At 43.8% G+C, this 24384-nt stretch carries 19 protein-coding genes and 1 tRNA gene; 15 read left to right on the top strand and 5 right to left on the bottom strand.

The features are described from left to right. Positions 1-4: 4 nt before the first annotated feature. Both putP and B3S86_RS07485 read right to left on the bottom strand, forming a co-directional pair. Positions 5-1477 carry a sodium/proline symporter PutP gene (gene putP, locus B3S86_RS07490; RefSeq protein ID WP_290751086.1) on the bottom strand — a complete coding sequence of 491 codons (1473 nt, stop codon included), beginning with the start codon at positions 1475-1477 and terminating at the stop codon, positions 5-7. A 260-nt stretch (positions 1478-1737) separates the two neighbouring features. Further along, positions 1738-2913 carry a MalY/PatB family protein gene (locus B3S86_RS07485; RefSeq protein ID WP_290751083.1) on the bottom strand — a complete coding sequence of 392 codons (1176 nt, stop codon included), beginning with the start codon at positions 2911-2913 and terminating at the stop codon, positions 1738-1740. Between the two features lie 156 nt (positions 2914-3069). Between B3S86_RS07485 and B3S86_RS07480 the strand changes: the two genes are divergently transcribed. The 7 genes from B3S86_RS07480 to B3S86_RS07450 all read left to right on the top strand — a co-directional run bounded on the left by B3S86_RS07480 (position 3070) and on the right by B3S86_RS07450 (position 8069). After that, a complete protein-coding gene (locus B3S86_RS07480) occupies positions 3070-3267 on the top strand; it encodes a hypothetical protein (protein ID WP_035407347.1) in 198 nt (65 codons plus the stop codon). Positions 3268-3352: 85 nt separating this feature from the next. Continuing rightward, positions 3353-3423, top strand: a tRNA-Thr gene (locus B3S86_RS07475). Between the two features lie 88 nt (positions 3424-3511). After that, complete coding sequence (locus B3S86_RS07470; RefSeq protein ID WP_290751079.1) at positions 3512-4399, top strand: helix-turn-helix domain-containing protein; 888 nt, start codon at positions 3512-3514, stop codon at positions 4397-4399. Between the two features lie 7 nt (positions 4400-4406). Beyond that, the gene (locus tag B3S86_RS07465) at positions 4407-5297 is read left to right on the top strand and encodes a helix-turn-helix domain-containing protein (protein WP_290751075.1); all 891 of its coding nucleotides are present in this window, start codon (positions 4407-4409) and stop codon (positions 5295-5297) included. Positions 5298-5380: 83 nt separating this feature from the next. Beyond that, a complete protein-coding gene (locus B3S86_RS07460) occupies positions 5381-6262 on the top strand; it encodes a helix-turn-helix domain-containing protein (protein ID WP_290751072.1) in 882 nt (293 codons plus the stop codon). 36 nt (positions 6263-6298) lie between these two features. Then, positions 6299-7165, top strand: coding sequence for a helix-turn-helix domain-containing protein (locus tag B3S86_RS07455; RefSeq protein WP_290751069.1), 867 nt, complete (start codon positions 6299-6301; stop codon positions 7163-7165). 28 nt (positions 7166-7193) lie between these two features. Beyond that, on the top strand, positions 7194-8069 hold the full coding sequence (locus B3S86_RS07450; RefSeq protein ID WP_290751066.1) for a helix-turn-helix domain-containing protein: 876 nt from the start codon (positions 7194-7196) through the stop codon (positions 8067-8069). On the opposite strand, the gene B3S86_RS07445 is transcribed toward B3S86_RS07450, so the two are convergent. Next, complete coding sequence (locus B3S86_RS07445) at positions 8066-8695, bottom strand: FMN-dependent NADH-azoreductase (protein WP_056062089.1); 630 nt, start codon at positions 8693-8695, stop codon at positions 8066-8068. The two genes, B3S86_RS07450 and B3S86_RS07445, sit on opposite strands and share 4 nt — an antisense overlap. 145 nt (positions 8696-8840) lie before the next feature. On the opposite strand from B3S86_RS07445, the gene B3S86_RS07440 reads away from it, so the two are divergent. Continuing rightward, the gene (locus B3S86_RS07440; RefSeq protein ID WP_290751060.1) at positions 8841-10682 is read left to right on the top strand and encodes a putative bifunctional diguanylate cyclase/phosphodiesterase; all 1842 of its coding nucleotides are present in this window, start codon (positions 8841-8843) and stop codon (positions 10680-10682) included. Positions 10683-10765: 83 nt separating this feature from the next. Here B3S86_RS07440 and B3S86_RS07435 read toward each other — a convergent pair whose 3' ends face one another. Both B3S86_RS07435 and B3S86_RS07430 read right to left on the bottom strand, forming a co-directional pair. Next, positions 10766-11446, bottom strand: a complete 681-nt coding sequence (locus tag B3S86_RS07435) for an amino acid ABC transporter permease (RefSeq protein WP_035407367.1) — start codon at positions 11444-11446, stop codon at positions 10766-10768. Continuing rightward, positions 11446-12288, bottom strand: a complete 843-nt coding sequence (locus B3S86_RS07430) for a transporter substrate-binding domain-containing protein (protein WP_035407369.1) — start codon at positions 12286-12288, stop codon at positions 11446-11448. The genes B3S86_RS07435 and B3S86_RS07430 overlap by 1 nt, the downstream gene beginning before the upstream one ends. Positions 12289-12582: 294 nt before the next feature. On the opposite strand from B3S86_RS07430, the gene gltB reads away from it, so the two are divergent. The 7 genes from gltB (at position 12583) to B3S86_RS07395 (ending at position 24216) form a co-directional block, all read left to right on the top strand. Further along, positions 12583-17055, top strand: coding sequence for a glutamate synthase large subunit (gene gltB, locus B3S86_RS07425; protein WP_290751055.1), 4473 nt, complete (start codon positions 12583-12585; stop codon positions 17053-17055). Further along, positions 17052-18518 carry a glutamate synthase subunit beta gene (locus B3S86_RS07420; RefSeq protein ID WP_290751051.1) on the top strand — a complete coding sequence of 489 codons (1467 nt, stop codon included), beginning with the start codon at positions 17052-17054 and terminating at the stop codon, positions 18516-18518. Before gltB ends, B3S86_RS07420 begins: the two co-directional genes overlap by 4 nt. 158 nt (positions 18519-18676) lie before the next feature. Beyond that, positions 18677-18970 (top strand): hypothetical protein, encoded by a 294-nt coding sequence (locus tag B3S86_RS07415; RefSeq protein WP_290751047.1) that lies wholly within the window; start codon positions 18677-18679, stop codon positions 18968-18970. Continuing rightward, positions 18963-20975, top strand: a complete 2013-nt coding sequence (locus tag B3S86_RS07410; protein ID WP_290751044.1) for a BglG family transcription antiterminator — start codon at positions 18963-18965, stop codon at positions 20973-20975. The genes B3S86_RS07415 and B3S86_RS07410 overlap by 8 nt, the downstream gene beginning before the upstream one ends. 193 nt (positions 20976-21168) lie before the next feature. Continuing rightward, complete coding sequence (locus B3S86_RS07405; RefSeq protein ID WP_035407382.1) at positions 21169-22599, top strand: PTS mannitol transporter subunit IICB; 1431 nt, start codon at positions 21169-21171, stop codon at positions 22597-22599. 34 nt (positions 22600-22633) lie between these two features. Continuing rightward, positions 22634-23071, top strand: coding sequence for a PTS sugar transporter subunit IIA (locus tag B3S86_RS07400; protein WP_200934376.1), 438 nt, complete (start codon positions 22634-22636; stop codon positions 23069-23071). A gap of 2 nt (positions 23072-23073) precedes the next feature. After that, positions 23074-24216 carry a mannitol-1-phosphate 5-dehydrogenase gene (locus B3S86_RS07395; protein ID WP_056062077.1) on the top strand — a complete coding sequence of 381 codons (1143 nt, stop codon included), beginning with the start codon at positions 23074-23076 and terminating at the stop codon, positions 24214-24216. Positions 24217-24384 lie beyond the last annotated feature (168 nt).

Here is a 24384-nt window from a genome sequence, read left to right as displayed (position 1 = left end):
GTGATTATTGAATAGCGTCTTTTAATTCGTCTTCCATCTCTTCGAACGTTTCCTGAACGGCACTGACCGGTTGTTTCGTCATCAAGCTGACGACGACCGTAAAGATCAAGCTGGTGAAGAATCCAGGTACCATTTCGTAAAGCGTCGTGCTAAGCCCGAGTTGCACCCAAATGATGACAGTCAAGGCACCTGAGATGATACCTGCTAATGCGCCTTGTTTCGTCATCCGTTTCCAATAGAGGGAAAGCAAGATGATCGGACCAAAGGCAGAACCGAATCCAGCCCAAGCGTAACCGACAAGTGCAAGAATTGTCGCTGACGGATTCCAAGCGAGGATACTCGCAACGATAGCTACGACAAGAACAGCAATTCGACCTGTTAAGACGAGTTGTTTATCTGTTGCATTCTTTTTCAAGAACGTCTTGTAAAAGTCTTCTGTCAACGCACTTGATGTGACAAGTAATTGTGAGGAAATCGTCGACATGATTGCCGCGAGAATCGCAGCCATCAAGAACCCTGTGATATACGGGTGGAATAGTACATCCGAGAAACGGATAAAGACTGTTTCCGGATCACCTAGTCCATTCCCTTGTCCTTCGAAATAGGCAATTCCAACTAGACCTGTCATCATGGCACCAATGATAGAGATGAACATCCATCCAATACCGATGCGACGAGCACTTTTTAAGTCCTTGACAGAGCGAATTGCCATAAAACGAACAATAATATGTGGTTGACCAAAGTAACCAAGTCCCCAAGCAAGGAATCCGATGATTCCAAGAACTGTTGTCCCTTTAAATGGATCAAACAACGAAGGGTCTAATTTTTCAGCATAGTTGAATGCACCATCGACTCCGCCGACGTCGGTCAATGCAACGACAGGAACGAGCACGAGTGCAATGAACATGATACAGCCCTGGACGAAGTCGGTCCAACTAACTGCGAGAAAACCGCCGAATAAGGTGTAGGCGATTACGACCGCAATCGTCAAGAGCATACCATAGTGGTAATCAAATCCGAATGAGCTGACAAATAATTTTCCGCCTGAAACGATACCAGCTGATGTGTAGAACGTGAAGAAGATGATGATGACGAGTGCTGACACAGTACGAAGCACGCGTGATTTGTCTTCAAAACGATTCTCTAAGAAATCAGGAATTGTAATCGAGTCATTTGCCATTTCCGTATAGAGTCGGAAACGTGGAGCGAGTACTAAATAGTTTACGTAACATCCAATCAATAATCCGAGTGCGAGCCAGAGTGCTGAAACACCTGTCGCGTACATGGCGCCGGGAAGTCCCATGAGCATCCATCCACTCATATCCGATGCACCAGCAGAAAGTGCTGTAACACCAGGACCGAGATCGCGTCCGCCTAACATGTAATCCTCTGTGTTCGTCGTTCGTTTGTAGGCAAAATAACCGATTGCCAACATGAGAACAAGATACAGAATGATTGAAATCCATTCTTGCGTCATAAAGTTAAATCCTCCAAATACAATAGTTTTTTTACGATCAAGCATACATTGACCTGTTCGCCAAATGATATGTTCCCCACCTTACAGAGGATAAAACGACTTTGCAAGCCACTTCATTTTCAGGAAAAGTGCCACCATGCCTAGTGCCTCAAGAGATTGAAACGGTTTTAGTCCCTATTAAAGTTCTTCTAATCAAAATATTCCGAATAATTCACTGCATTAAAAAATGACCTTAATGATTTAAGGTCATTCGAGTCAAATTAATTGCTCCAAAATCGTTCGTACGCAGCGCTTAAGCGGTCTAGAGCTTGATCGAGCTGTGCGCGAGGGCAACCGATATTTAAGCGTTCAAACGTTTCTCCATGGGAACCGAATGAAGAACCGTGTGTCAAAGCGAGTTTTGCTTCCTTAACGAGCCAATCGGCGCGCGTTTTGCTATCGAGATTAAGTGCTTTGAAATCAATCCACAACAAGAATGTAGATTCTGGAATGATGACATTTAATTTCGGCATTTCTTGACGAATACGACGGACGGCATGGTCACGATTGTCTTCCAAATAAACAAGGAGTTGCGCTAACCATTGCTCACTCGCATGATCTCCGTACGCCGCCGAAATAGCAGTTGAAGCCAATGCGTTTGGATGAACAAAATGACGTTGCTGGACACGCTCGATCCGTTGACGAATCGAAGTGTCTGGTACGACCAAATAAGACGCGTAAAGTCCAGGAATATTGAATGTTTTGGATGGTGCGCTGACCAAAATGATTTTTTCATAATCTAAGGCAAGAATTGGTGTGTGCACAGAACCCTTATAGACGAGATCCGCATGAATTTCATCGGATACAAGGTAGATATCGTGTTGTTTCGCGAGTGCTACGATGCGCTGTAATTCCTCTTTAGGAAAGACTTTTCCGCTTGGATTATGAGGACTACACAGAATCATCATCTGCGCAGTCTGCATTTGTTGTTCGAGAAGCGAGAAATCCGTCCGGTACGTCTCTTCTTCTAAAAGAAGTGGATTCTCAACGATCTGCCGTTGGTTAGACTGGATGATCTGATGAAATGGTGGATAGACAGGTGTCTGGATGATGATTGAATCACCAGGTTCAGTTAGCGCTAGAACTGTATGGGCAAGTCCTGGAACAACACCGTTCGAATAAAGAATGGAATCGGTAGTGATCGTTACGTCATATCGCTTCAGAAACCAATGCTGAATCGCTTGTTTTGCTTCCTCTTCAAACATCGAGTAACCGAAATGACCTGTAGCAGCACGTCTTGTCAACCGTTCTGTGAGATGATGCGGTGGACGGACATCCATGTCGGCGACCCACATCGGAATCAGCTCATCGGATCCATAAAGTGAATGAAGTCCGTCCCATTTGACGGACCCTGTATTTCGTTTCTCAATCGTTTCATCGAAATTAATCTGTTCCATCAGACTTCACTTCCTATTCTTTTTAAGTTAAACTGCTCCATTTCACCATAGCGGATAAAGAGAGGAAGGAGCAAGTCGGAAAATAAAAGGTTTAACATTTATTCGATCAGGCAATTATTTAACTCGAACCTACCATAACAGAACGGAGTGATGATCATGTTACATTCTAAAGTAGTTGTCGGGCGAACGCCTGAAGAATTAGAAGAACGATTGAACGAATTTTTTGAGAACAATGGTGTTGGATCAAACGCCATCATCACGTTGAAGTTTTCAACATTCGTCGCGTCTAAAGCGGATGAACATTATTCGGTTTTAGTCGTCTATGATAATTCATTGACAAAAACGACACTGTAAAAAAGTAACAAGGAGTTGCGTGGAAATCACGTCGACTTCTTGTCTTGTCTTTTTTTATAAGTTATACTAGAAACAGATTTTACAAGCTTCCGTAGGTTAATGGCAGACCTCAGCAATGGTAATGCTGCAGTGCGAGTTCGATTCTCGCCGGAAGCATACACGCGTCTTTCGTCTCAAGTGATATATACTTGAAACGAAAGACTTTTTTTATGATGGATTCATCTTTGATTGAGGAGTGAACTTCATGCATCCAGTCATTCATTCTGTTGGCGATAAGATCAAGCAAGAACGAAAAAAACAAGGAATGACACAAAAAGCACTTTGTGAAGGAATTTGTAGTCAGGCTGAGATCAGCAAAATCGAAAATGGTCGAAATTCTCCGACGATTGATTTACTACAGCAAATTTGTCGAAGACTGCGCATTCCGATTTCATTGTTTTTTGAAGATGAAATCGTGTCACATAAGTTAAACGAAATTGATCAACGAATGATTCGTCATTTACGCGAAAAAACATATTCAGATATGGCAAAGGACTTAATATTATATGAAAAATCAAAAAACGCTGTCGAAACTCAAATTTTAATTCGTTATCATCAAGAATTACTTGAATATGAAAGAGGAAATGTTGATTTTCGGACCTGTATTGCGTCCTTGTTGCAAGTTGTCAGTGAGGAACGGGTGGAAGAAAAATCATTTTTACTTTATACACGAATTCAGATGGTGATAGCGGTACTTTATACGAACCATGAAGAATATAATCGTGCTCATCAAATCTACAAGGCATTATTAGAGTTACCTTATCAAACGAGAGAATATAAAAAAATTCGAATGAAGATCATGTATAATTTCATTCGTAACTTAGTAGAGTTTGAACGATTCGAAGAAGGGTTGCAGAAAGTTGAGCAGGTAATTAAAGAAACGAAACAATTGCAAGATTTAACGTATCTTGGACAGTTTTATTTTCAAAAAGGCATTTTGTTAGAGGCGTTAAAAGCATCGGAACGAGATACAACGGAAGCCTATACGACCGCCTATTCCTTTTTTGTTGCGACTCAGAATCACTCTTATTTAAAAATCCTTGAAACGTATTTTTCCGAACATCTCTTATTTCCGCTTAATGAAAGTGAGTGAGTAAACGATGGAGATCACTGCACTAACTTCATCGATTGGTACAAAAATCAAACAACTGCGAATTGAGAAGCAGATGACACAAAATGAACTATGTGAAGATATTTGTAGCCAAGCTGAAATCAGTAAAATCGAAAACGGCTTAAATTCACCGACTGTTGATTTGTTGCAACAAATTGCCAAAAGGTTAAAGGTGCCCATTTCTTTATTATTTCAAGAATTTACGGATGAAGAACAATTTTTTCAAATTGATCAATTCTTATCCGATTTGCTTCGAGAAGAGAAGTACGAAGAAGCAATGGAGCGAATTAATCAGCAAGAAAAAAATATGATCACTGAAGTCGATATTTTAAAAAATTACATTAAAACGATCATTGATCTAAAACAAAATCGGATTGACTTTCGAACAGCTGCTAGCCTACTCAGTAACTTGTTGAATGAAAAAGAAGTGTGGTCGCATTCCATTCAATTGTTCATTCGAATCAAAATGGCGATTGCGAATATGTATTCAGAACAGGATCTATTTCATTTAACAGAATCCGTATACCAGGAATTAGAAAAAGAAATTGAAGCGCTCCAGTCGACTGCTCATCTGAATGCGTTACTGAAAATTTATTTTAATCATTGTCAGATTCTTGAATACCAAGAAAAGTCTGAGGATAGTATCGTCATCGCTAAGAAAGGATACGAACTATGTTTGATGCATAACCATACATTTTTATTTGGACATTTTTATTATCAACTCGCGCACTACCACGAACAATCGGGTGAAGATGAAATGTCACTTCAAAAACAGTATTCCATCGCATATGTGTTGTTTCATGCGTTTGAGCATGATGTTCGAAAACAGATGATTCTTCGCATGAAGGAAAAGTATATGTTATTTACCTTTGAGAAGTGATAAATAGGATGCGTAACCTTCTTGCCAAACAGGAAGGTTTTTTTATTAAAAGTGCAATCAAATGAGTAGTGAGAGGTGATAAGATGAAAAACGTACATCCAATTGGGGAGACACTGAAATTTTATCGACGTTTGAACAACGTATCACAAAAAGACATTAGTACAGGGATCTGTAGTCAGGCTGAAATTAGTAAAATTGAAAACGGTAAGGTGATGCCGACCGTTGAATTATTACGGCAACTTGCTATAAAACTTTGTGTGCCTATATCCGAACTCGTTAAAGATGGTGCTGAACATCGTTTGGAACAAGCTCGTATTCTTGACCAAGCACTTCGTAAGCTAGTACGAGAAAATAAATTTGATAAATGCCTTCGTGTAATGAAACAAGTCTCATCCAGTCGATCTTCTGACGAAGTAAGGCGAATAGTGAGATACTATGAAATCGTGATCGCCTATCGGCAACAGCACGTTGATTATCGAACGACCTCTGTCTTATTTGCACGATTGATCGATCAAGAAGGTTTACAGGTGCAGGATCCGATTCTTTACTTTCGAGTCAAGATGGCACTATCCATTTTATATGCGGAGTGCGAACAGTATCAACAAGCAGAAAAAATATATACTGACGTATTACAGTTCACGACAGAAATTAGCGGTTTAAAAGAAGAACGACTTAAGATTCTTTATAATTATGCGAAATTATTATATAAAGTTAATCAGTCAGAAAAGGGACTTCGTATCATCGAGGAAGGGATACTGCTCAGTCGAAAATTGAAACAGACATCCTATTTAGCGCACTTCTATTATCAACGTGGTGAATTTCATGAGCGAATGGGTGTAGATATCTTGCAGACGAAACATGATTATACGATGGCCTACGAATTATTCTCTGCCTTTCAGATGAAACAATATGCTGACATCGTTCTAGAGGTGAAACGTTCTTTTTTGCAGTCTATGCCTGAATGAGGTCATTGCTTAACAAACGAGAAAAGAGGAGAAACGTTGCGTATTGAATCATTTGGTAAACAGATCAAACAACTACGGATCGAGAGGAAGTTGACACAAAAAGAATTAGCGAAGGATGTATGCAGTCAAGCTGAATTAAGTAAGATTGAAAACGGGAAGACTATACCAACAATTGATCTTGTTCAGCGTTTGTCTCAAAAGTTACATATTTCAATGGATCAGATTTTCATCGATTCAAATGAAGTAAAACTATTTCAGCGCTATGAGGTACAACTAGCGGACTTTTCTAGACAACGTCGTTATGATGAAATGCTTGATTTCATGAGATGTTTACCAACTAGTCTTCCTCCTTCTGTTCAGTTATTGATTCGTTATTTTGAATGGGTCGCTCGCGAAGGGAACAAAGATATCGATTATCGAACATGTATCTCACAGTTGCTTCGGTTATCGGATGAACAACAAATGGAAACAGAGTACCCTGTTCTTTATTTACGTATCCGGATGTCTGTTGCAAACTATTATTATTTAAACAGTCAGTATCCGTACGCGAGAAAAATTTATCAAGAATTACTAACCTATGATTACTCGACGGATACGCTGAAAAAGTTACAATGTAAAATTTTATATAATCATGCGCAACAGCTCTATTTTCAAAATGATTTTGTAACAGGGTTAGAGATTACTGAAAAAGGAATCGCCTTATCCGTTGAGCGAAAAGATACAGCGATGTTAGGACACTTCTTTTATCAAAAGGGATGTTTCTATGAAGAATTGAGTTACGCAGAACGTGATATTCGTGACGCGTTTACCTACGCTTATTCTCTTTTTACTGCTTTTGGTAATGAAAATCATGCCGCGCTAGTATTAAAAGGAAAAAACCAGTTTCTCTACTTTCAAATGTAATCATGGAAGTAAAAGAAAGGAGTATAATTTGAATCATTTACCCGTCTCCATTGGCTATGAAATCAAGCGACTTCGAAAAGAAAAAAAGATCACACAAGCAGAATTATGTGAAGGCATCTGTAGCCAAGCTGAAATTAGTAAAGTCGAAAACGGTAAAAATTCACCTACCATTGATTTACTCCAACAAGTGGCAAAACGGCTGAAAGTACCATTATCGATGTTGTTTCAAGATCATTTACGAAGTGATGTCTTTCAATCATATGATGAACAATTAGCGGACTTGTTACGTACTAATCAATATGTAGATGCTCTGAAATTGAGCGAACACGTACTGTCTACAACTGAATATGAACAGGTACGTAATTTAGCAAGATATTATCAAGTCATCGTGCAGGAAAGAAGTGGTCAAATTCATTACTTAAAAGCTGTTCAATCGCTCGAACGGTTACTAAATAAAGAACAACTCTGGTTTGAATCAGCTACCTTGTATCTACGGATTCAGATGGGGATGGCGAATCTGTATGTCGAACACGGTGACTTTGAATTAGCGGATGATCTTTTTCAGAATTTGATTCAAGCAAAATACGAAACGATCGAATTAAAAAAAGTTCGAATCAAGATTTTATATAACTATGGACAACAGCTTTCACTGCAAAAAAAATACCTTGCCGGTCTAAAAATCACCGAACAAGGTATTCAGGAGAGTCTTCAGTTGGAAGACGGTCATTTCTTAGGTCACTTTTACTTTCAAAGTGGATACTTTAAGCAGCAATTAAATGGTGATCTCTCAGATATCCAGCGTGATTTTACGATGGCCTATTCCTTATTTTGTGCATTTGATATGCCGATTCATGAAAAACGTCTTCTGGAAGAATATGCAGAGTATGTTCTATTCCCAATTTAAAACGAACGACCGAATTGTCGGCACTCTTGAAGCGCTTGTTCGATCAATTCAGATGCACGATCTGGGTATTGCTGATGTCCTTCTAAAATGACAGTTGATACATCATTGATCCCAAAGAATGCTAACAAGTCCAACATATAGCGAACCGCGTGTTCACTTGGGGCTTTCTCTTTTGTCGAGTAATCACCACCGCGTGAATGAATCAACAGCACTTGTTTGTCTTCAACAAGTCCGATCGAACCTTCGGCTGTATAACGAAACGTTTGACCAGCCTGGGCGAGATAATCCATGTAATTGTGAAGCGGTGCCGGAACCGTTAAGTTCCACATCGGAAATGAAAAGACAACTTTATCGGCATCTAAGAATCCGTTTAAATATTCTTGAAGCCGTTGTGCATGAGTTGCATCATCTCCAGTTAATTCTTCCCCTTTAAATAGCCGCCCTGCCGCGTTCGCAAGTTTTAGATCAAAGAAGGGAAGACGTTCCTCGAATAAATTCAAAACCGTAATTTTGTCCTCAGGATGATTTTCACGATAAGCATTCAGAAAGGCATCGTTTAATTCAGAACTAATGCCTTTTTTTTGATGCGTGCTATCGTTTGCTTCGATGAATAGTAAATGAGACATAGTGATCGCTCCTTTCTATACCTATCTATTCCCATTTTACTTAAAATCATGACTTCCCATTATTTTATTATTTTTAGAAAATTCAAGTTTTATTTTGGTTCTGATAAGGAAAATAAACGACAGGAACTTGAAAGAGGGGATGGCGATGAATGCACAGCGACGTTCTTCCAATAGTCAGCAATATCATCGAGAAATTCGGGCAAATTATCAATTGTTCGGGATGATCATTTTTATTTTGACGAGTTGTGGTGCCGTTTTATATATCGTTGCCAATACATTTAGTAGTTATGGTTTGAAAGGGGAAGATTGGATACGTGCACTTGTCATTGCGAGTGCTGGGAGTGTTCAATACTTCATCGGTAAAAGTACATTATCAGACCGACTAAAGCCACATATGATGTCTAGCGTTTTTTTATTGATTCCATATATTTATCATCCATTCATCGGTAGGGGAGTCCAGACAGTTTGGGCATGTGCCCTTCTATTCATATTAGCTTCCTTAGTCGTCATCAACCGAACGATGCTACTGTACGCAACAAGCATCACGACGGTTTCTCTTCTTTATATTTGGTATCAAACTCCATCACTTGAAAACACTTCGATGTTTGTATCCGATCACATCGCGCGTATTGGACTTATCTTGATTACGACGATAATTAGTTTACTGATCCATAATCAATATGTTACCCGTCTTGAACGAAATATTGAATACTTAGCCCGTTTACAGGAACAAGCATTTACGGATCCCGTGACAGGTTTACCAAACCGCTCTTCGTTTGTCATTGAAGTAGATAAGAAAAAACAAGATGGCGATATGATTTGTCTCGTGGATTTGGATGATTTTAAAACAGTAAATGATGCATTCGGTTACCGAACTGGTGACCGTTCATTACACATCATTGGTCGACGATTGATGAATCGTTTTTCAGATTGTACGATTGCGAAAGCGAGCGGTAGTGCTTTTTTACTTCATGCGCCTTATCATCATGATGCACGAGTCCTCTGTGACGATATTTTATCAAGTGTATCAGAACGTGTACAAATTGACTTTAAGCAAATCAATGTTACTGCGAGTATTGGTGTTTCCTATATTAATGATGAATCGACGGACCATGTCATCAATGACGCGGAGATTGCATTATTTACAGCCAAAGCAAATCGAAAGAACACGTATGCGATCACAGACTTAGCAACACAAAATGAACGGAAGCGAGCACTCCAGTTAACGCGCGATTTATATGATGCAGAATTGGATCGAGACTTCTTTATTTTATTTCAACCTCAAGTCAATGCGAGAACGCGTCAAATTACAGGTGTAGAGGCTTTAATTCGTTGGAATCATCCGGAATACGGTCTTGTTCCACCAGTTGAGTTCATTCCACTCGCGGAAAGAACACGATTTATTGAGACATTAGGGCGATGGGTCATGCGTCAAGCCTGTCTTCAAGGAAAAGCTTGGTTGGAGGAAGGGAAGGAACCTCTGACGATTTCGGTTAATGTTTCACCGTGGGAATTACGACAAGCTGATTTTACGAATCGAGTGCTCACTATATTAAAGCAAACAGGTTTTCCTCCATCCCTACTTGAAATCGAGATGACAGAACATATCTTTATCGAAGGAACCGAGCAAATTATCGAAACATTAAACGCACTCCATTTGTATGGCATTCGAATCGCTCTTGATGATTTTGGAACTGGATTCTCATCCATGCAACCACTCGTGGAACTACCGTTCGATCAATTAAAAATTCCAAAAGAAATCGTTCAAGAAGCGATTCATTCTGAAAGGAAACGAGCAATGATCGAGACGATCATTCAGTTAGGAAAACGATTAAATATGACAATCGTAGCAGAAGGAATCGAACTTGAAGAAGAGGCAACATTGCTCGAACAGATGGGGTGTCATACGTTGCAAGGATATCTATTCTATCGACCGCTACAGCCGCAACAATTAGAACATTTTTTAGCGATGTATCGAGAAGGCTAAACAGATATCAAACAATTGAAAATACAAACAGGCGAAGGATCATGTCCATCGCCTGTTTGTATTACCATATAGGAGATAATAAATCAGAGATACCGGGCAAAACGACGCTCGAGAATCTCTTGGATGACTGCGATACATGAACATATACCCCAGTAAATGAACGCAACGACAAAATAGACGGTCATATAGTCGAATTCACGCCCACCAACGATTTTTGCCTTTTGAAAAATTTCAGGGACAGTAATCATGGCAGCAAGCGACGAAGCTTTAACAAGATCTAGCAAGACGTTCGAAAGCGGTGGGATGGCAATTCGAATCGCTTGCGGCAAAATGATGCCAACAAACGTCCGATACCTAGATAAACCGAGGGACGCCGCTGCCTCTTCCTGCCCACGATCAATCGAGAGTAAGGAAGAACGAATGATTTCTGCCATGTATGCCGCACTATTTAAACTAAAACCAGTAATCGCAGCAGTCAACGCGTTCAGTTGAATATTGATGACTGGCAGCCCGAAATACAACATGAACAATAGCACAAGGATGGGTACACCACGCATAAATGAGATGTAGGCGCTCGCTCCAATACGCAATACTCGAAAATGAGAGAGACGACAAAGCGCAAGAATTAACCCAATTCCAAGACCAATCGCCATGCTGAGCAAAGAAATCCATAATGTTTGTCCAAGTCCACTTAAAATATATGGAAACGAATCAACCGCCAATTCAGGATTGAAGACGGACCGCCAATCAATCGATGACATCATTAGTTCACATCGACAATCGTCGTTTTGACGTCAGGCATTTGGGAAACATTCTTTCCGGCATAAAATTGCTTCGAAATGTCTTTTAATGTACCGTCTTCCTTCATTTTATCGAGTTGTTCGTTAATGTTGGATTGAAGTTCTTTATTGTCTAAATCCATGATTAAACCGACTTGGCTCGGGTTATAGGCGATGTCCGGATGAATCGTGATATCGAAGTCTTTGAAGAAATCGACAGCCAGTGTTTGCAAGTAATAATCATTCAAGATGACGTCTGTGCGACCATTTGAGACATCTCGTAGATATTGATCGTTCGTCGCATTATCGTAAGTGACTTCTTTTGCACCGTATTTTTTAGCAATCTGCATATATGTCGTTGTTGCTTCTCCGGCAGCTTTTTTTCCTTTTAGATCTTCTAGAGACTTGATGCCTGACAAATCACTTTTACGGACGATTGCCGTACCATACGTATATTTATATGGTTTTGAGAAAGCGAATTTTTCTTTACGGTCATCGGTGATCGTAATGTCGTTAGCCGCAAGGTCAACCTGACCTGTATTAACGCTTGTCAACATACCGTCGAAAGACATCTCTTTGAACTTTACTTTCAAATCAAGCCGTTTGGCTACTTCTTTGACGACTTCAACGTCAAACCCCGTCAATTTATTACTTTTTTCATCATGATAGGACGTCGGGTAAAGTGTACCTGCTGTTGCGACGACGATTGTGCCTTCTTTTTGGATTTTATCGTATGCGGTTGCTTTCTCGTCTTGTTGACCGCATGCGCTTAATAGAATCGAGCTTCCTGCAATCAAGAGTCCCGTCCATTGCATTGTTTTTTTCATCGTATTATTCCTCTCTTTATTTCCGTAATCAGTAACGCTGTTCCTACTTAAAAATACCACGGAATCACATGTTCGGGCAAAGCAATACGCGCATAAAGTGTTGGATTTAATTAAAAAAAATATTGAATGAATATCCAAGTGTATGTAAGCGTTATCAATGTTGATATATGGTAATTCTACCTCCTGAGGGTGGACAAGATGGTGATTATGCATAGTAGCGAATAAACATAAAAGGGTGTAAAGTATAACTTAACTGAATATACAGAAAATTAAGAAGGCAAGGAGAGTGCTACTATGACATTTCATAAATACCCTGAACAGCAGGGCTTATACGACCCTCGTATGGAACATGATGCGTGTGGGATCGGGGTTTACGCACATCAAACAGGACGAGCGAGTCATGAAATCGTTGAACATGCATTGGCCATGCTTTGTCAAATGGAACACCGTGGTGGACAAGGGAGTGATGCGAAGACTGGAGACGGGGCGGGTATTTTAACGCAATTACCAGATCGGTTGTTTCGTGAAACGGTTCGGCACATTTCCTTCCCTAAAAAAGGGGATTATGGCGTTTTCATGATGTTCTTGCCACGTGAGGAACGGGAACGGATGCGACTCGAACGAACGTTAGAGTCAATCATTTTGACAGAAGGACAAGACGTATTAGGGTGGCGGACCGTACCTGTTCGGTCCGAAGTGCTTGGATCAGGTGCACGTCGTACGGAGCCAGTCATTCGTCAATGCTTCATTGGTGCACAGGCGATGGAAGGATTGACATTTGAACGAACACTTTTTTTGATTCGACGAGCGTTTGAACGTGAATCGGAGCAACTTGGTCTCGAACAATACGTCTTGAGTAGCTCGAGTGAAACAATCGTGTATAAAGGACTCGTGACGACGGATCAACTACGTGCGTACTTTGATGATTTACGAGACGAACGCTATCAGTCAGGCTTTGGTATTGTACATTCACGTTTTAGTACGAACACGTTCCCAAGTTGGAAACGTGCCCATCCAAACCGTTATTTGATTCACAATGGCGAAATCAATACGTTGCAAGGAAACATTCGGGCAATGCGCGGTCGAGAACGTCGACTTGCTGAGACGACGTACGGTAATCGGGCAGAGGAAGTGTTACCGATATTGGATGAGACAGGTAGCGACTCATCAATGCTTGATAATGCGTTTGAGTTTCTTCATCTGTCAGGTCTTTCTCTCGCTGAGACAGCACTGATGCTCGTGCCGGAACCATTCGAACATGCCGAAATCAGACCGGCGAAGCGCGCGTACTATGAGTATCACAGTAGCATGATGGAACCGTGGGATGGTCCGTCTGCCATCGTCTTCACGAACGGAAAACAGATTGGTGCGACGCTTGACCGAAATGGTTTGCGCCCGGCGCGATATGTATTGTTACGCGATGGTCACTTCATGTTGTCGTCAGAAGCAGGAGTACTCCCTCTTCGTGAACAAGACATTTTGTACAAAAAACGATTAGCACCGGGTGAACTCCTTTTACTCGATTTTGCGTCCGGTCAGTTAATCGCAGATGAAGAGATCAAGCGGGAGTTAGCGACACGTCACCCTTACGCGGAGTGGCTCGCTCAAGAAGTCGTTTCCCTCTCAAGTAACGACTTCAAGGAAACACTCATTGAAATTGGAACGAAACAACGGCATTTTGGATACACGCGTGAAGAAATCGATCAATACTTGATTCCACTCGTCGAAGAACAAAAGGATCCGTTAGGCGCGATGGGAACGGACATACCGCTAGCGGTCTTAAGTGAACGTCCTCAATCCTTGTTCCGTTATTTCAAACAGCTATTCGCACAAGTCACGAATCCACCGATCGATGCGTTACGCGAAGAGATCGTCACCTCGACGCTAACATGGCTTGGTCGACAAGGGGAGCTGCTGACGCCGAACCGTGCGAACTGTCGTCGTGTTCGCTTAGAGACGCCGATCCTGCGACCAGATGAAGCCCATGCGCTTAAACAAAGTGGACTTAAGCAAAAAACGATTTCGACGACGTTCACCGACTCGCTTGCAGAAGCGCTCGACATGATCGTTGATGAGGCTGTGACCGCTGCACGAAACGGGTATGAATTATTGACATTATCGGATCGTCTCGTACGCCCCGGCACATTGCCGATGCCAATCCTCTTAGTGACGAGTGCGATTCATCATGCGCTGATCCGTAAGGGATTACGTACAAATCTCAGCTTGATCGTTGAAGGTGGAGAGATTCGTGAAGTCCACCATGTCGCGACGTTGCTCGGATATGGTGCGGATGCGATTTATCCGTACCTGGCATATGCGACGCTTGAAGAAGCGGTAGGGGATCGTTTTACGGATGTAGACAAACGTTACCAAAAAGCAGTCACCGAAGGCGTCGTCAAAGTCATGTCGAAGATGGGCATTTCGACGGTCTTCAGCTACCGTGGTGCGCAAATCTTTGAAGCAGTCGGAATCGATCGCTCCGTCATCGATGAGCACTTCACTGGTACGGTCTCTCAATTGAGCGGGATGACGCTTGAACTGATGGAAGAAGAAGTCCGACGAGCACAACAGGTTGCAGATGAACGGATTCATTTAGAGTCCGGTAGTGTCTTCCGGTACCGTCAAGCGGGAGAACATCATGCCTTTAACCCAGCAACGATTCATTTATTGCAACACGCATGCCGTACGAATGATTACCGGCTCTATCAAAAGTACGCTCAACGCATTCAGGAGGAACCGGCAACGGTGCTACGACATCTGTTGACGTTCAAGGAGACGACGGCGATCCCAATCGAAGAAGTTGAGCCTGTCAGCGAAATCGTCAAATACTTCAAGACGGGTGCGATGTCATATGGCTCGTTATCAAAAGAAGCGCACGAGACGCTTGCGATCGCGATGAACCGCTTAGGCGGAAAGAGTAACAGTGGTGAAGGTGGGGAGGAAGAAGAACGATACGAACGGGATGAAAATGGTGACTTCCGGATGAGCCGAATCAAACAAATCGCCTCTGGTCGTTTTGGAGTGACGAGTCATTATCTGGTACATGCCGATGAATTACAAATCAAGGTGGCACAAGGTGCGAAGCCCGGAGAAGGTGGTCAATTGCCTGGTGAAAAAGTCTATCCGTGGATCGCACGGGTGCGTGCATCGACACCGGGTGTTGGATTGATCTCACCACCTCCACACCATGATATCTATTCAATTGAAGATTTAGCCCAGTTGATTCATGACTTAAAACGTGCCAACGATCAAGCCCGGATTAGCGTCAAACTCGTCGCCAAAGGAGGCGTTGGAACGATTGCTGCTGGCGTTGCGAAGGGGTTAGCAGATGTTATCGTCATCAGTGGTCATGACGGCGGAACGGGCGCCTCACCTAAGACGAGTATTCAACATGCCGGACTGCCATGGGAACTTGGTCTTGCTGAAACACATCAAACGTTGACATTAAACGGGTTACGCGAGCGTGTCGTTCTCGAGACGGACGGAAAGCTATTGACCGGTCGTGATGTCATCCTCGCAGCAATGCTCGGAGCGAATGAATATGGGTTTGCGACAGCACCACTTATCGCTGTCGGCTGTATCATGATGCGTGCTTGTCATCTCGATACGTGTCCTGTTGGTGTCGCGACACAGGATCCAGAGCTCCGCAAGAAATTTACCGGATCTGCCGATGACGTCGTCCATTTCATGACATTTATCGCTGAGGAAGTACGAGAACATTTAGCAAAGCTCGGTGTGAGACGGTTGCAAGATCTCGTAGGGCGTACGGATTTACTCGAACCATCGGAACGACAACGAACGCATTGGAAGGCGAAAAGTCTTGATTTCTCTCGTCTCCTCGTTCATGTGTCACACGGTCCGGCTGAACAACAACAGCATCACGTCGAGCGTTCCTTTGACGCCCGTGAAGTCGCACCGTATTTAGAGTCGGCAGATTTCAGTCAACCACAGACACTACGTTTAACGATTCAAAATACAGACCGTGCGATTGGCACGCAGACCGGTGCGATGCTGACCAGACGATTTGGGGCACTTGGTCTTCCGACGGATCGATTGAAACTTGAACTGCAGGGATCTGCTGGGCAAAGTTTAGGTGCGTATCTCCCACGTGGGATGACGCTTGATGTCACGGGAGAAGCGAATGATTATGTAGGGAAAGGGTTGTCCGGGGGTATCATCGCCGTTCATCCTCCACGTTCGATTTCGTTCGTCTCGTCCGATCAATCGATCATCGGTAATGTCGCACTTTACGGAGCGACAAGTGGAGAACTTTATGTCAACGGTCAGGCAGGTGAGCGATTTGCGGTTCGAAACAGTGGAGCCGTCGCCGTCGTCGAAGGAATCGGCAATCATGGACTCGAGTATATGACCGGTGGATCTGTCGTTGTCCTTGGCGATATCGGAAAAAACTTTGCAGCCGGTATGTCAGGCGGTGTCGCTTATGTCTTACCGCGTAATCCCGAACAATTTTTACAACGTGTCAACCGCGAACTCGTCTCGACTGGACCCGTCACGCATGCCGAAGAGATCACGCGACTGAAGACGTTCATCGAGCGGCACGTCGAACGGACCGGAAGTGAGCAGGGCGATGCGATTCTAGCGAACTGGGATCATGTCATCCATTCGTTCATCCGCGTCATTCCATCGACGTACGAGAAAGTGACAACATTGATGGCTGATTTCGCAAAACAAGGACATAACACTGAAGAAGCGATGTTACTCGCATTCGAGACACATCTTGGTCGAAGAACAGGAGGAGTACGATGAAACGACGCGATCAATTCATGACAGTTGCTCGTTCAAGCGGAGCGGAACGACACCCAAGCGAACGGGTGGGGGATTTTAGTGAATACAAGACGGCTTTGACGGAAGCGGAAGCGAGTCAACAAGCAAGTCGATGTATGGATTGTGGCACCCCGTTTTGCCATGTAGGGGAAGTATTTGATCAAGTGAAGATCGGTTGTCCAGTCTATAACTTAATTCCAGAATGGAATTTACTTGTAGAAGAAGGACGTTTTCAAGAGGCCCTCGATCGACTGCTTGAGACGAACAATTTTCCTGAATTCACGGGTCGCGTCTGCCCAGCGCCGTGCGAAGGATCGTGTACGTTATCAATTCATGAACCTGCAGTTGCAATCAAGGATATTGAACGATTGATCATTGATATCGGGTTTGAAAAAGGATGGGTCGTGCCTCGAATTCCAATGATACGTTCGTCGCATTCTATTGCCATCGTCGGATCTGGTCCTGCCGGTCTTGCAGCTGCTGATCAGCTGAATCAAGCAGGGCACCAGGTCACCGTCTTTGAACGAGAGGACCGTGTCGGCGGGCTTTTGACATACGGTATACCAGCGATGAAACTCGATAAAGAGGTCGTACAGCGTCGTGTTGATTTGCTTGAAGCAGAAGGAATCCACTTTCGGACGAATGTTACGATCGGCGCAGATATCACGCTCGAGACACTTGAAGCAGAGTATGATGCTGTAATCTTGTGTGTCGGTGCGACGGAACCACGAAAATTGACAGAAGCACCAACGCAAGGAGTCGGTTATGCGATGGATTATCTGACTGGAGTGACACGCCACGTGCTCTCGAAAGAACCGTTGTCTCCTGATCACGATGCGAGAGATAAGGATATTCTTGTCATTGGTGGCGGCGATACAGGAGCGGACTGTGTAGCGACGGCGCTCCGTCAACGCTGCCGCTCCGTCGTCCAATTCGGCAAGCATGAACAACCAGGTACGACACGTGCAACAGGAAACATGTGGCCGGATACACCTTTGCTTTATTCGATCGATTATGGATATGCGGAAGCATTCCAACAATTCGGTCGAGATCCCCGTGAATACTTGATCGCCATCAAGCGATTCACGACAAGTGAATCGGGTCAAGTCACCGGTGTCTGGACGATTCAGACGACGAAAACAAAAAATGAATCGGGTGCGGTGATCTTTGAGGAAATCGAAGGGAGCGATCGTTACTTCCCGGTCGATCAAGTCTGGATCGCTATCGGATTCAGCGGTGTGGAAGAGAGTATACTCGAGCATTTAGCGGTTGCATCGGAACGCGGAAAAATCAAGACGATTCGTTATGCGACGAACCGTTCAGGTGTATTTGCCGCAGGTGACGCACGACGTGGTCAATCGCTCATTGTCTGGGCAATTCGAGAAGGTCGTGAAGTGGCGGAAGCCGTCGGTCAATATTTAAGAACAATGCAACAAACTGGCTAAATCACGCAGTCTGGATTTTCTGGCATCTTCAGAAATCCAGGCTTTTTTGTGTTTGGCAAGGAAATCTGCCAGTTCAAAAATAACTATTGATTTTGTTTCAAGGTAAAACCCCGAAACTATTTCTGATATTCTTATAAAATGAAGGGGAGGAATGACGGATGAATCCAGAAATCATCTATTTCGTATGCGAGAGTGGAATGGCAAGTAGTGTCATAGCGGCTACGATTTTTAGAAAACGCTTACTTGAATGTGGGATTACGACAGACGTCAAGACATGTCGAATCGTAGATCTTCCTGATCAGGCATCTTTTATCGTCGGAGAAGCACAACTTATCCATCGACACGTCTGGAAAGCGTATTGTTCTGTTCATCCAGTCGATCGGATTCTGGATCCGACTGCATATGACGTCATCCTCGAATCTTGGCGGAAAAGAGTGAGGCTACATGACTGAATTCACACCACGGGAACACGATATCTTATTTTTCCTCTTATCACGTGAGGAACCTGTTCAAATACAAGAAATCGCGGAAACGCTCGAGACATCGGAACGAACGATTCAGCGTGAACGGGATCGTCTTGCCCAGTCTTTAGAAGACCATGAGTTACGTTTGACATATGTCCGCGGTAGAGGTCTGTTGATTGAGGGAACGGATGAAGCCAAACACGTACTACGGGACCAATTATTGTTATCACACAAACAATTACCGACTGCTGAGGATCGCCAAGTCGAGTTAGCGTATCGGCTACTGCAAGAAGACGGGATGGTCAAATTACAGGCGATCGCCCATGCGATGTACGTGGCACCGAGTACGATCAGCCAGGATTTAGAGCGGATTGATGAGTGGTTTATGCAATATGACCTTGAAATCAAGCGCAAAAAAGGCATTGGTGCCGAAGTCATCGGCGAAGAGATCAACAAACGACGCTTATTGATCTCATTGATCTTTACACAATGGGATGTTCTTGCTTTCTATCGGTTGTTGCAAGGAGATGTCGATCAGTTACCCCATCTGTTACAAATGAACCGAACATCATGGCTTGAGATGATCAATCAAGCGTATGCAGTCATTGCACCGTTGACGAAAGAAGGACGTCTCAATGACCGACAAATCATGCGTGCCACACTCAGCTTAGCTTTACAAGCGTTGCGCAAAGATCAGTTTCCGATGCGTTACGAGTTAAAAGCGTACCCAGTCGAAATTCTCAAATGGGTGGAACGCGTCGAAGAGCGATTACCTGACACATTGTCGATTGCCGAACGTCAATGGTTATCAGAAGAGTTGCGCGCGTTTTTTCAATCGGACGCAGGAGATACGGAAGAACTCGTCACACGCCTCCGTGTGAAACGATTGATTGAACACGTCTCTTTATTATATGGAACGAACTTTACGAAAGATTATGCTTTGGAGCGAGGGCTCGTGTCGCATATACAATCCTATACGCGTCAAAATAGCGTCAATCCGTCCTATGTCATCAAACAAATTGAACGGGAATATCCACGTCTGTTCGATGCGGTCAAACAAGCAGCGCTGTCGATCTTCACAGATGCGACATTTGAAGACGTGGATTTAGCATTTTGGGTCATGCATTTCGGGGCTGTTCTCAGCAAACCGACACCTAAACTACCATATCGCGTTTTAGTCGTCTGCTCTGCTGGACTCGGCTCTTCAAAGTTATTGATGAATCGGTTACGGCAAGAATTTACTGAACTCGAACATATCGATAACTCGTCGCTGTTTGGCATTGAACGGTTACCGATTGAATCGTATGACTTCGTTTTATCGACCGTTCCGTTGCCTGACATCCGCCCACCACATCTTCTTGTCAACCCGTTGCTCCCTCAGGATGAGGTCGAACGGATCCGAAAATTGATTCTTGCCTTACCAAAATCCTTCCAACCAGAACCACGGCAGACGAAAACAGAATGGCTCGATCTCGAGCAATTGCATCGGCTCGTTGCATCGTCGATACAAGTGTCGAACGGATTTCAAATGGAACGGTTGGAGCGTGTGGACGATGGGATTGAATCGTTATTATTTGAGATCAGCACACGAATGGTCGATCAAGGATTAGCAAAATCAGCTGTTTCACTCTCGGCGCAATTGTTGCGTCGTCATGAGATGTCGGGTCTTGGTATTCCAGGAACACGGCTTGCTTTATTCCACGGACGTGATGCGACAATTCAAAGAGGAGGATTTCTCATTTTTGAATTGCCTGAACCAATCGACTTACTCGGGATGGATCAACAGTTGCAATCCGTCGAAAGGCTTCTTGTCCTTGTCGCACCGGAAGAGACCTCGAACGAACTGCTTGAATTACTCAGTTCGATTAGTGCCGCAATCATTGAAAGTCCCGAACAAATGGATCAATTTGAGTTCGGAGAGGAAAATGCAATTCGTCTGCTTTTAAATCGAACGTTTCGAACGGTAATTGATCAATTCCTAGGCAATACTTGAAAAACCCCTGTCACTTGATCTTTGAAGTGGCAGGGTTTTTTCTTGGATCAGGCAGGCTTCTTTCCAGTCTGTCCAACTTCTTGGACAAAGACTGAACTAGGAAAGATTGAGTAAGCGCTTGCAATGGTCTTACAATAAGGGCATAGCAAAGCAATCATCTTATCAACTCATACACGAAATGGAGGCTAACGCAATGGCGACAGCTCAAAATGGAGCACGGGGTATCCGTGTACAAGTTCAACGGTTCGGTAGCTTTTTAAGCGGTATGGTCATGCCGAACATCGGTGCATTCATCGCTTGGGGGATCATCACGGCACTCTTCATCCCGACTGGATGGGCACCGAATAAGGAACTCGGTGAACTTGTCGGTCCGACAATCACTTATCTCTTACCGTTGCTGATTGGATACACGGGCGGGAAATTAATGCATGACGTCAGGGGAGGCGTTGTCGGGACGCTTGCGACGATGGGGGTTATCGTCGGAACAGAGATTCCGATGTTCCTCGGTGCCATGATCATGGGACCACTTGGTGGATACGTCATCAAAAAGTTCGATCAGTTGATTGAAGGAAAAGTCAAACCAGGTCTCGAGATGCTCGTCAATAACTTCTCAGTCGGAATCATCGGTGGTTTGTTGATGCTCGGTGGATTCAAAGTGTTCGGACCACTCATGACAGGTCTTGACGACATCATGGCCGCAGCAGTTGGTGCGATCGTCAGCGCACATTTGCTACCATTAGCGAGTTTGTTCATCGAACCGGCAAAAATCTTGTTCTTAAATAATGCGATCAACCACGGTATTTTAAGCCCGCTTGGTCTCGACCAAGTAAACGAGGCGGGTAAATCAGTTCTCTTCTTACTCGAAGCCAACCCAGGTCCAGGTCTTGGATTGTTACTTGCTTACTCGTTCTTCGGTTCTGGTGCAGCGAAGAAGACAGCACCCGGTGCAGCATTTATCCAATTCATCGGTGGAATTCACGAAATCTATTTCCCATACGTCTTGATGAAGCCAGTCTTGTTGCTTGCGATGATTGCAGGTGGCATGAGTGGTATCCTCACTTTCGTCCTGTTTGATGTCGGATTAGTCGCACCCGCTTCACCAGGTAGTATCATCGCGGTCCTCGCAATGGCATCACGCGGTTCTTACGTCGGATTGATTGCAGGTGTACTTGTTTCAGCATCTGTGACATTTGTTGTCTCGACTGTCCTGCTAAAAACTAGCAAGGCAAAAGAAACGTCGCTTGAAGAGGCGAGCGCGAACGTCAGTGCGATGAAAGGAAAACAATCGATTGCCTCGACACTCGTTTCAGCTGATGCCAAACCACTTGCGGAAGTCGAACATATCATCTTCGCTTGTGACGCTGGTATGGGATCGAGTGCGATGGGAGCATCCGTCCTTCGCAATAAGATCAATAAAGCGGGCTTACCCATCAAAGTGACGAATACGTCGATCAGTCAATTGCCGCAAAACGCCGAACTGATCATCACGCATCGTGATTTGACGGAGCGGGCGAAGGAACAGGTACCAACGGCAGAACACCGATCAGTCGATAATTTCTTAAATGCCGGATATTATGATCAACTCGTCCACGAGATCGAAACAGCAAGAAATAAGATTTCTTAAAGATAAAGATAGAGACACTCAAGGAGGAATAAACATGACAACGACAATGAACCTTTCACCGGAACTTGTATTACTTGATCAACAATTCGCAGACGAGACGGCAGCCATTACGGCTGCCGGTCAACTCCTCGTCGATCACGGATATGTCGAAGCGGGGTATATCGATTCAATGCAGGAACGTCATGCCTTATCAACGGTCTACATTGGTAACCATGTCGCGATTCCACACGGAACAGAGTCGGCTAAATCACAAGTCAAGAAAACGGGGCTATCGATTCTACAAGTACCGCAAGGCGTAGCGTTCGGAACGGAACAAGCACGACTCGTCATCGGTATCGCTGGCGTCGGTGATGAACATCTCGAGTTGTTATCAAATATCGCAGTCATTTGCTCCGATGAGGAGAACGTCGAGCGTATCGTGGCAGCGACATCAAAAGAAGAAATCATCGCGTTATTGACAGCGGAGGTGTAACCATGAAAGCCATCCATTTTGGTGCCGGTAACATCGGACGAGGATTCATTGGCTTACAACTCGTAAAGACGGGTTACGAAGTCTGTTTCGTAGATGTCAATACGACGGTCGTCGATGCATTAAAAGCACGACATACCTATGAGGTGGGTTATGCCTCTGAAAGAGGAGGGCGTGAACGGGTCGACGGCGTGACGGCACTTAACAGTTTATCTGAACCAGATCAGGTCATTGCAGCGATTCGTGAAGCAGATGTAATCACGACAGCTGTCGGACCGAGCTTGTTGTCGAAAGTAGCTCCTTTGATCGCGGAAGGGTTACGTCAACGGGATCAACAGACACCTGTCTACGTCATTGCGTGTGAAAACATGATTGGTGGGTCAAAACACTTACAAACAGAGGTGGCGAAACATCAACCGGTAGCGGAGAATTGGTATTTCCCGAATGCAGCAGTTGATCGGATCGTTCCACTTCAGCATCACGAAGATCCGTTGTACGTCGAAGTGGAAGAATTCTTCGAATGGGTGATCGAAACGACTGGACTACCGGAAGCCTATCCACGGATCGACGGCGTCACCTATGTCGAGAACATCGAACCGTTCATCGAGCGGAAGCTGTTCACTGTCAACACGGGACATGCAATTGCTTCATACCTCGGAGCACTATTTCATAAAGAGACGATCGCTGAAAGTTTAACGGATCCACGCATCCGTCGGGGTGTCCAGACGGCACTTTACGAAACAGGGTGGTTGTTACTTGAAAAGTACGGCTTTAATCCGGTCGATCATAGTGCGTACATCCAAAAGAATATGAAACGCTTTGAAAACCCGCGAATTCATGATGAAATCATTCGTGTCGCCCGTTCACCGATTCGTAAATTGAGTCCAAGTGACCGACTTGTCAAACCAGCGAAGGAATTGATGGAGCGTGGGATCGAAGCAGATGGATTAGCACGTGGGATCGCAGCAGCCCTAACCTATTTCGATCCAAATGATTCAGAATCTTCAGAATTAAATGCATATATTACGAAACATGGAATCGAAGATGCGCTGAACGCATATCTACAACTGTCAGCAACGGATCCACTTGGATCTCGGATCGTTGAGCATTATGAAGCGATGCAACAACAAGTCAATTCGATTGCTTAAGAATGAATAACTCTGTAAGCCGAACACCTTTCACATCTGTGGAGGGTGTTTTTAGTTTACGATTTAAATATGTCATGGTATCGACAAAATAAGCAGTTTCTAAAAATCTTATTATCACAATTTGATTACAATTTGTATATTAAATTTGGAATATTCGAAAACGAATAT

Origin of the sequence: Exiguobacterium sp. UBA3968 (assembly GCF_002385115.1) — a bacterium.
In the GTDB taxonomy this organism is placed as follows: Bacteria; Bacillota; Bacilli; order Exiguobacteriales; family Exiguobacteriaceae; genus Exiguobacterium_A.
Note: the sequence above shows the minus strand (reverse complement) of the source record. Positions and strands in the feature narration are given on the sequence as shown.

Excerpts from the sequence above, each read along its gene's own strand:
- putP (WP_290751086.1), bottom strand. The coding sequence starts at position 1,477 with ATGACGCAAGAATGGATTTCAATCATTCTGTATCTTGTTCTCATGTTG.
- B3S86_RS07485 (WP_290751083.1), bottom strand. The coding sequence starts at position 2,913 with ATGGAACAGATTAATTTCGATGAAACGATTGAGAAACGAAATACAGGG.
- B3S86_RS07480 (WP_035407347.1), top strand. The coding sequence starts at position 3,070 with ATGTTACATTCTAAAGTAGTTGTCGGGCGAACGCCTGAAGAATTAGAA.
- B3S86_RS07470 (WP_290751079.1), top strand. The coding sequence starts at position 3,512 with ATGCATCCAGTCATTCATTCTGTTGGCGATAAGATCAAGCAAGAACGA.
- B3S86_RS07465 (WP_290751075.1), top strand. The coding sequence starts at position 4,407 with ATGGAGATCACTGCACTAACTTCATCGATTGGTACAAAAATCAAACAA.
- B3S86_RS07460 (WP_290751072.1), top strand. The coding sequence starts at position 5,381 with ATGAAAAACGTACATCCAATTGGGGAGACACTGAAATTTTATCGACGT.
- B3S86_RS07445 (WP_056062089.1), bottom strand. The coding sequence starts at position 8,695 with ATGTCTCATTTACTATTCATCGAAGCAAACGATAGCACGCATCAAAAA.
- B3S86_RS07440 (WP_290751060.1), top strand. The coding sequence starts at position 8,841 with ATGAATGCACAGCGACGTTCTTCCAATAGTCAGCAATATCATCGAGAA.
- B3S86_RS07435 (WP_035407367.1), bottom strand. The coding sequence starts at position 11,446 with ATGATGTCATCGATTGATTGGCGGTCCGTCTTCAATCCTGAATTGGCG.
- B3S86_RS07430 (WP_035407369.1), bottom strand. The coding sequence starts at position 12,288 with ATGAAAAAAACAATGCAATGGACGGGACTCTTGATTGCAGGAAGCTCG.
- gltB (WP_290751055.1), top strand. The coding sequence starts at position 12,583 with ATGACATTTCATAAATACCCTGAACAGCAGGGCTTATACGACCCTCGT.
- B3S86_RS07420 (WP_290751051.1), top strand. The coding sequence starts at position 17,052 with ATGAAACGACGCGATCAATTCATGACAGTTGCTCGTTCAAGCGGAGCG.
- B3S86_RS07415 (WP_290751047.1), top strand. The coding sequence starts at position 18,677 with ATGAATCCAGAAATCATCTATTTCGTATGCGAGAGTGGAATGGCAAGT.
- B3S86_RS07410 (WP_290751044.1), top strand. The coding sequence starts at position 18,963 with ATGACTGAATTCACACCACGGGAACACGATATCTTATTTTTCCTCTTA.
- B3S86_RS07405 (WP_035407382.1), top strand. The coding sequence starts at position 21,169 with ATGGCGACAGCTCAAAATGGAGCACGGGGTATCCGTGTACAAGTTCAA.
- B3S86_RS07400 (WP_200934376.1), top strand. The coding sequence starts at position 22,634 with ATGACAACGACAATGAACCTTTCACCGGAACTTGTATTACTTGATCAA.
- B3S86_RS07395 (WP_056062077.1), top strand. The coding sequence starts at position 23,074 with ATGAAAGCCATCCATTTTGGTGCCGGTAACATCGGACGAGGATTCATT.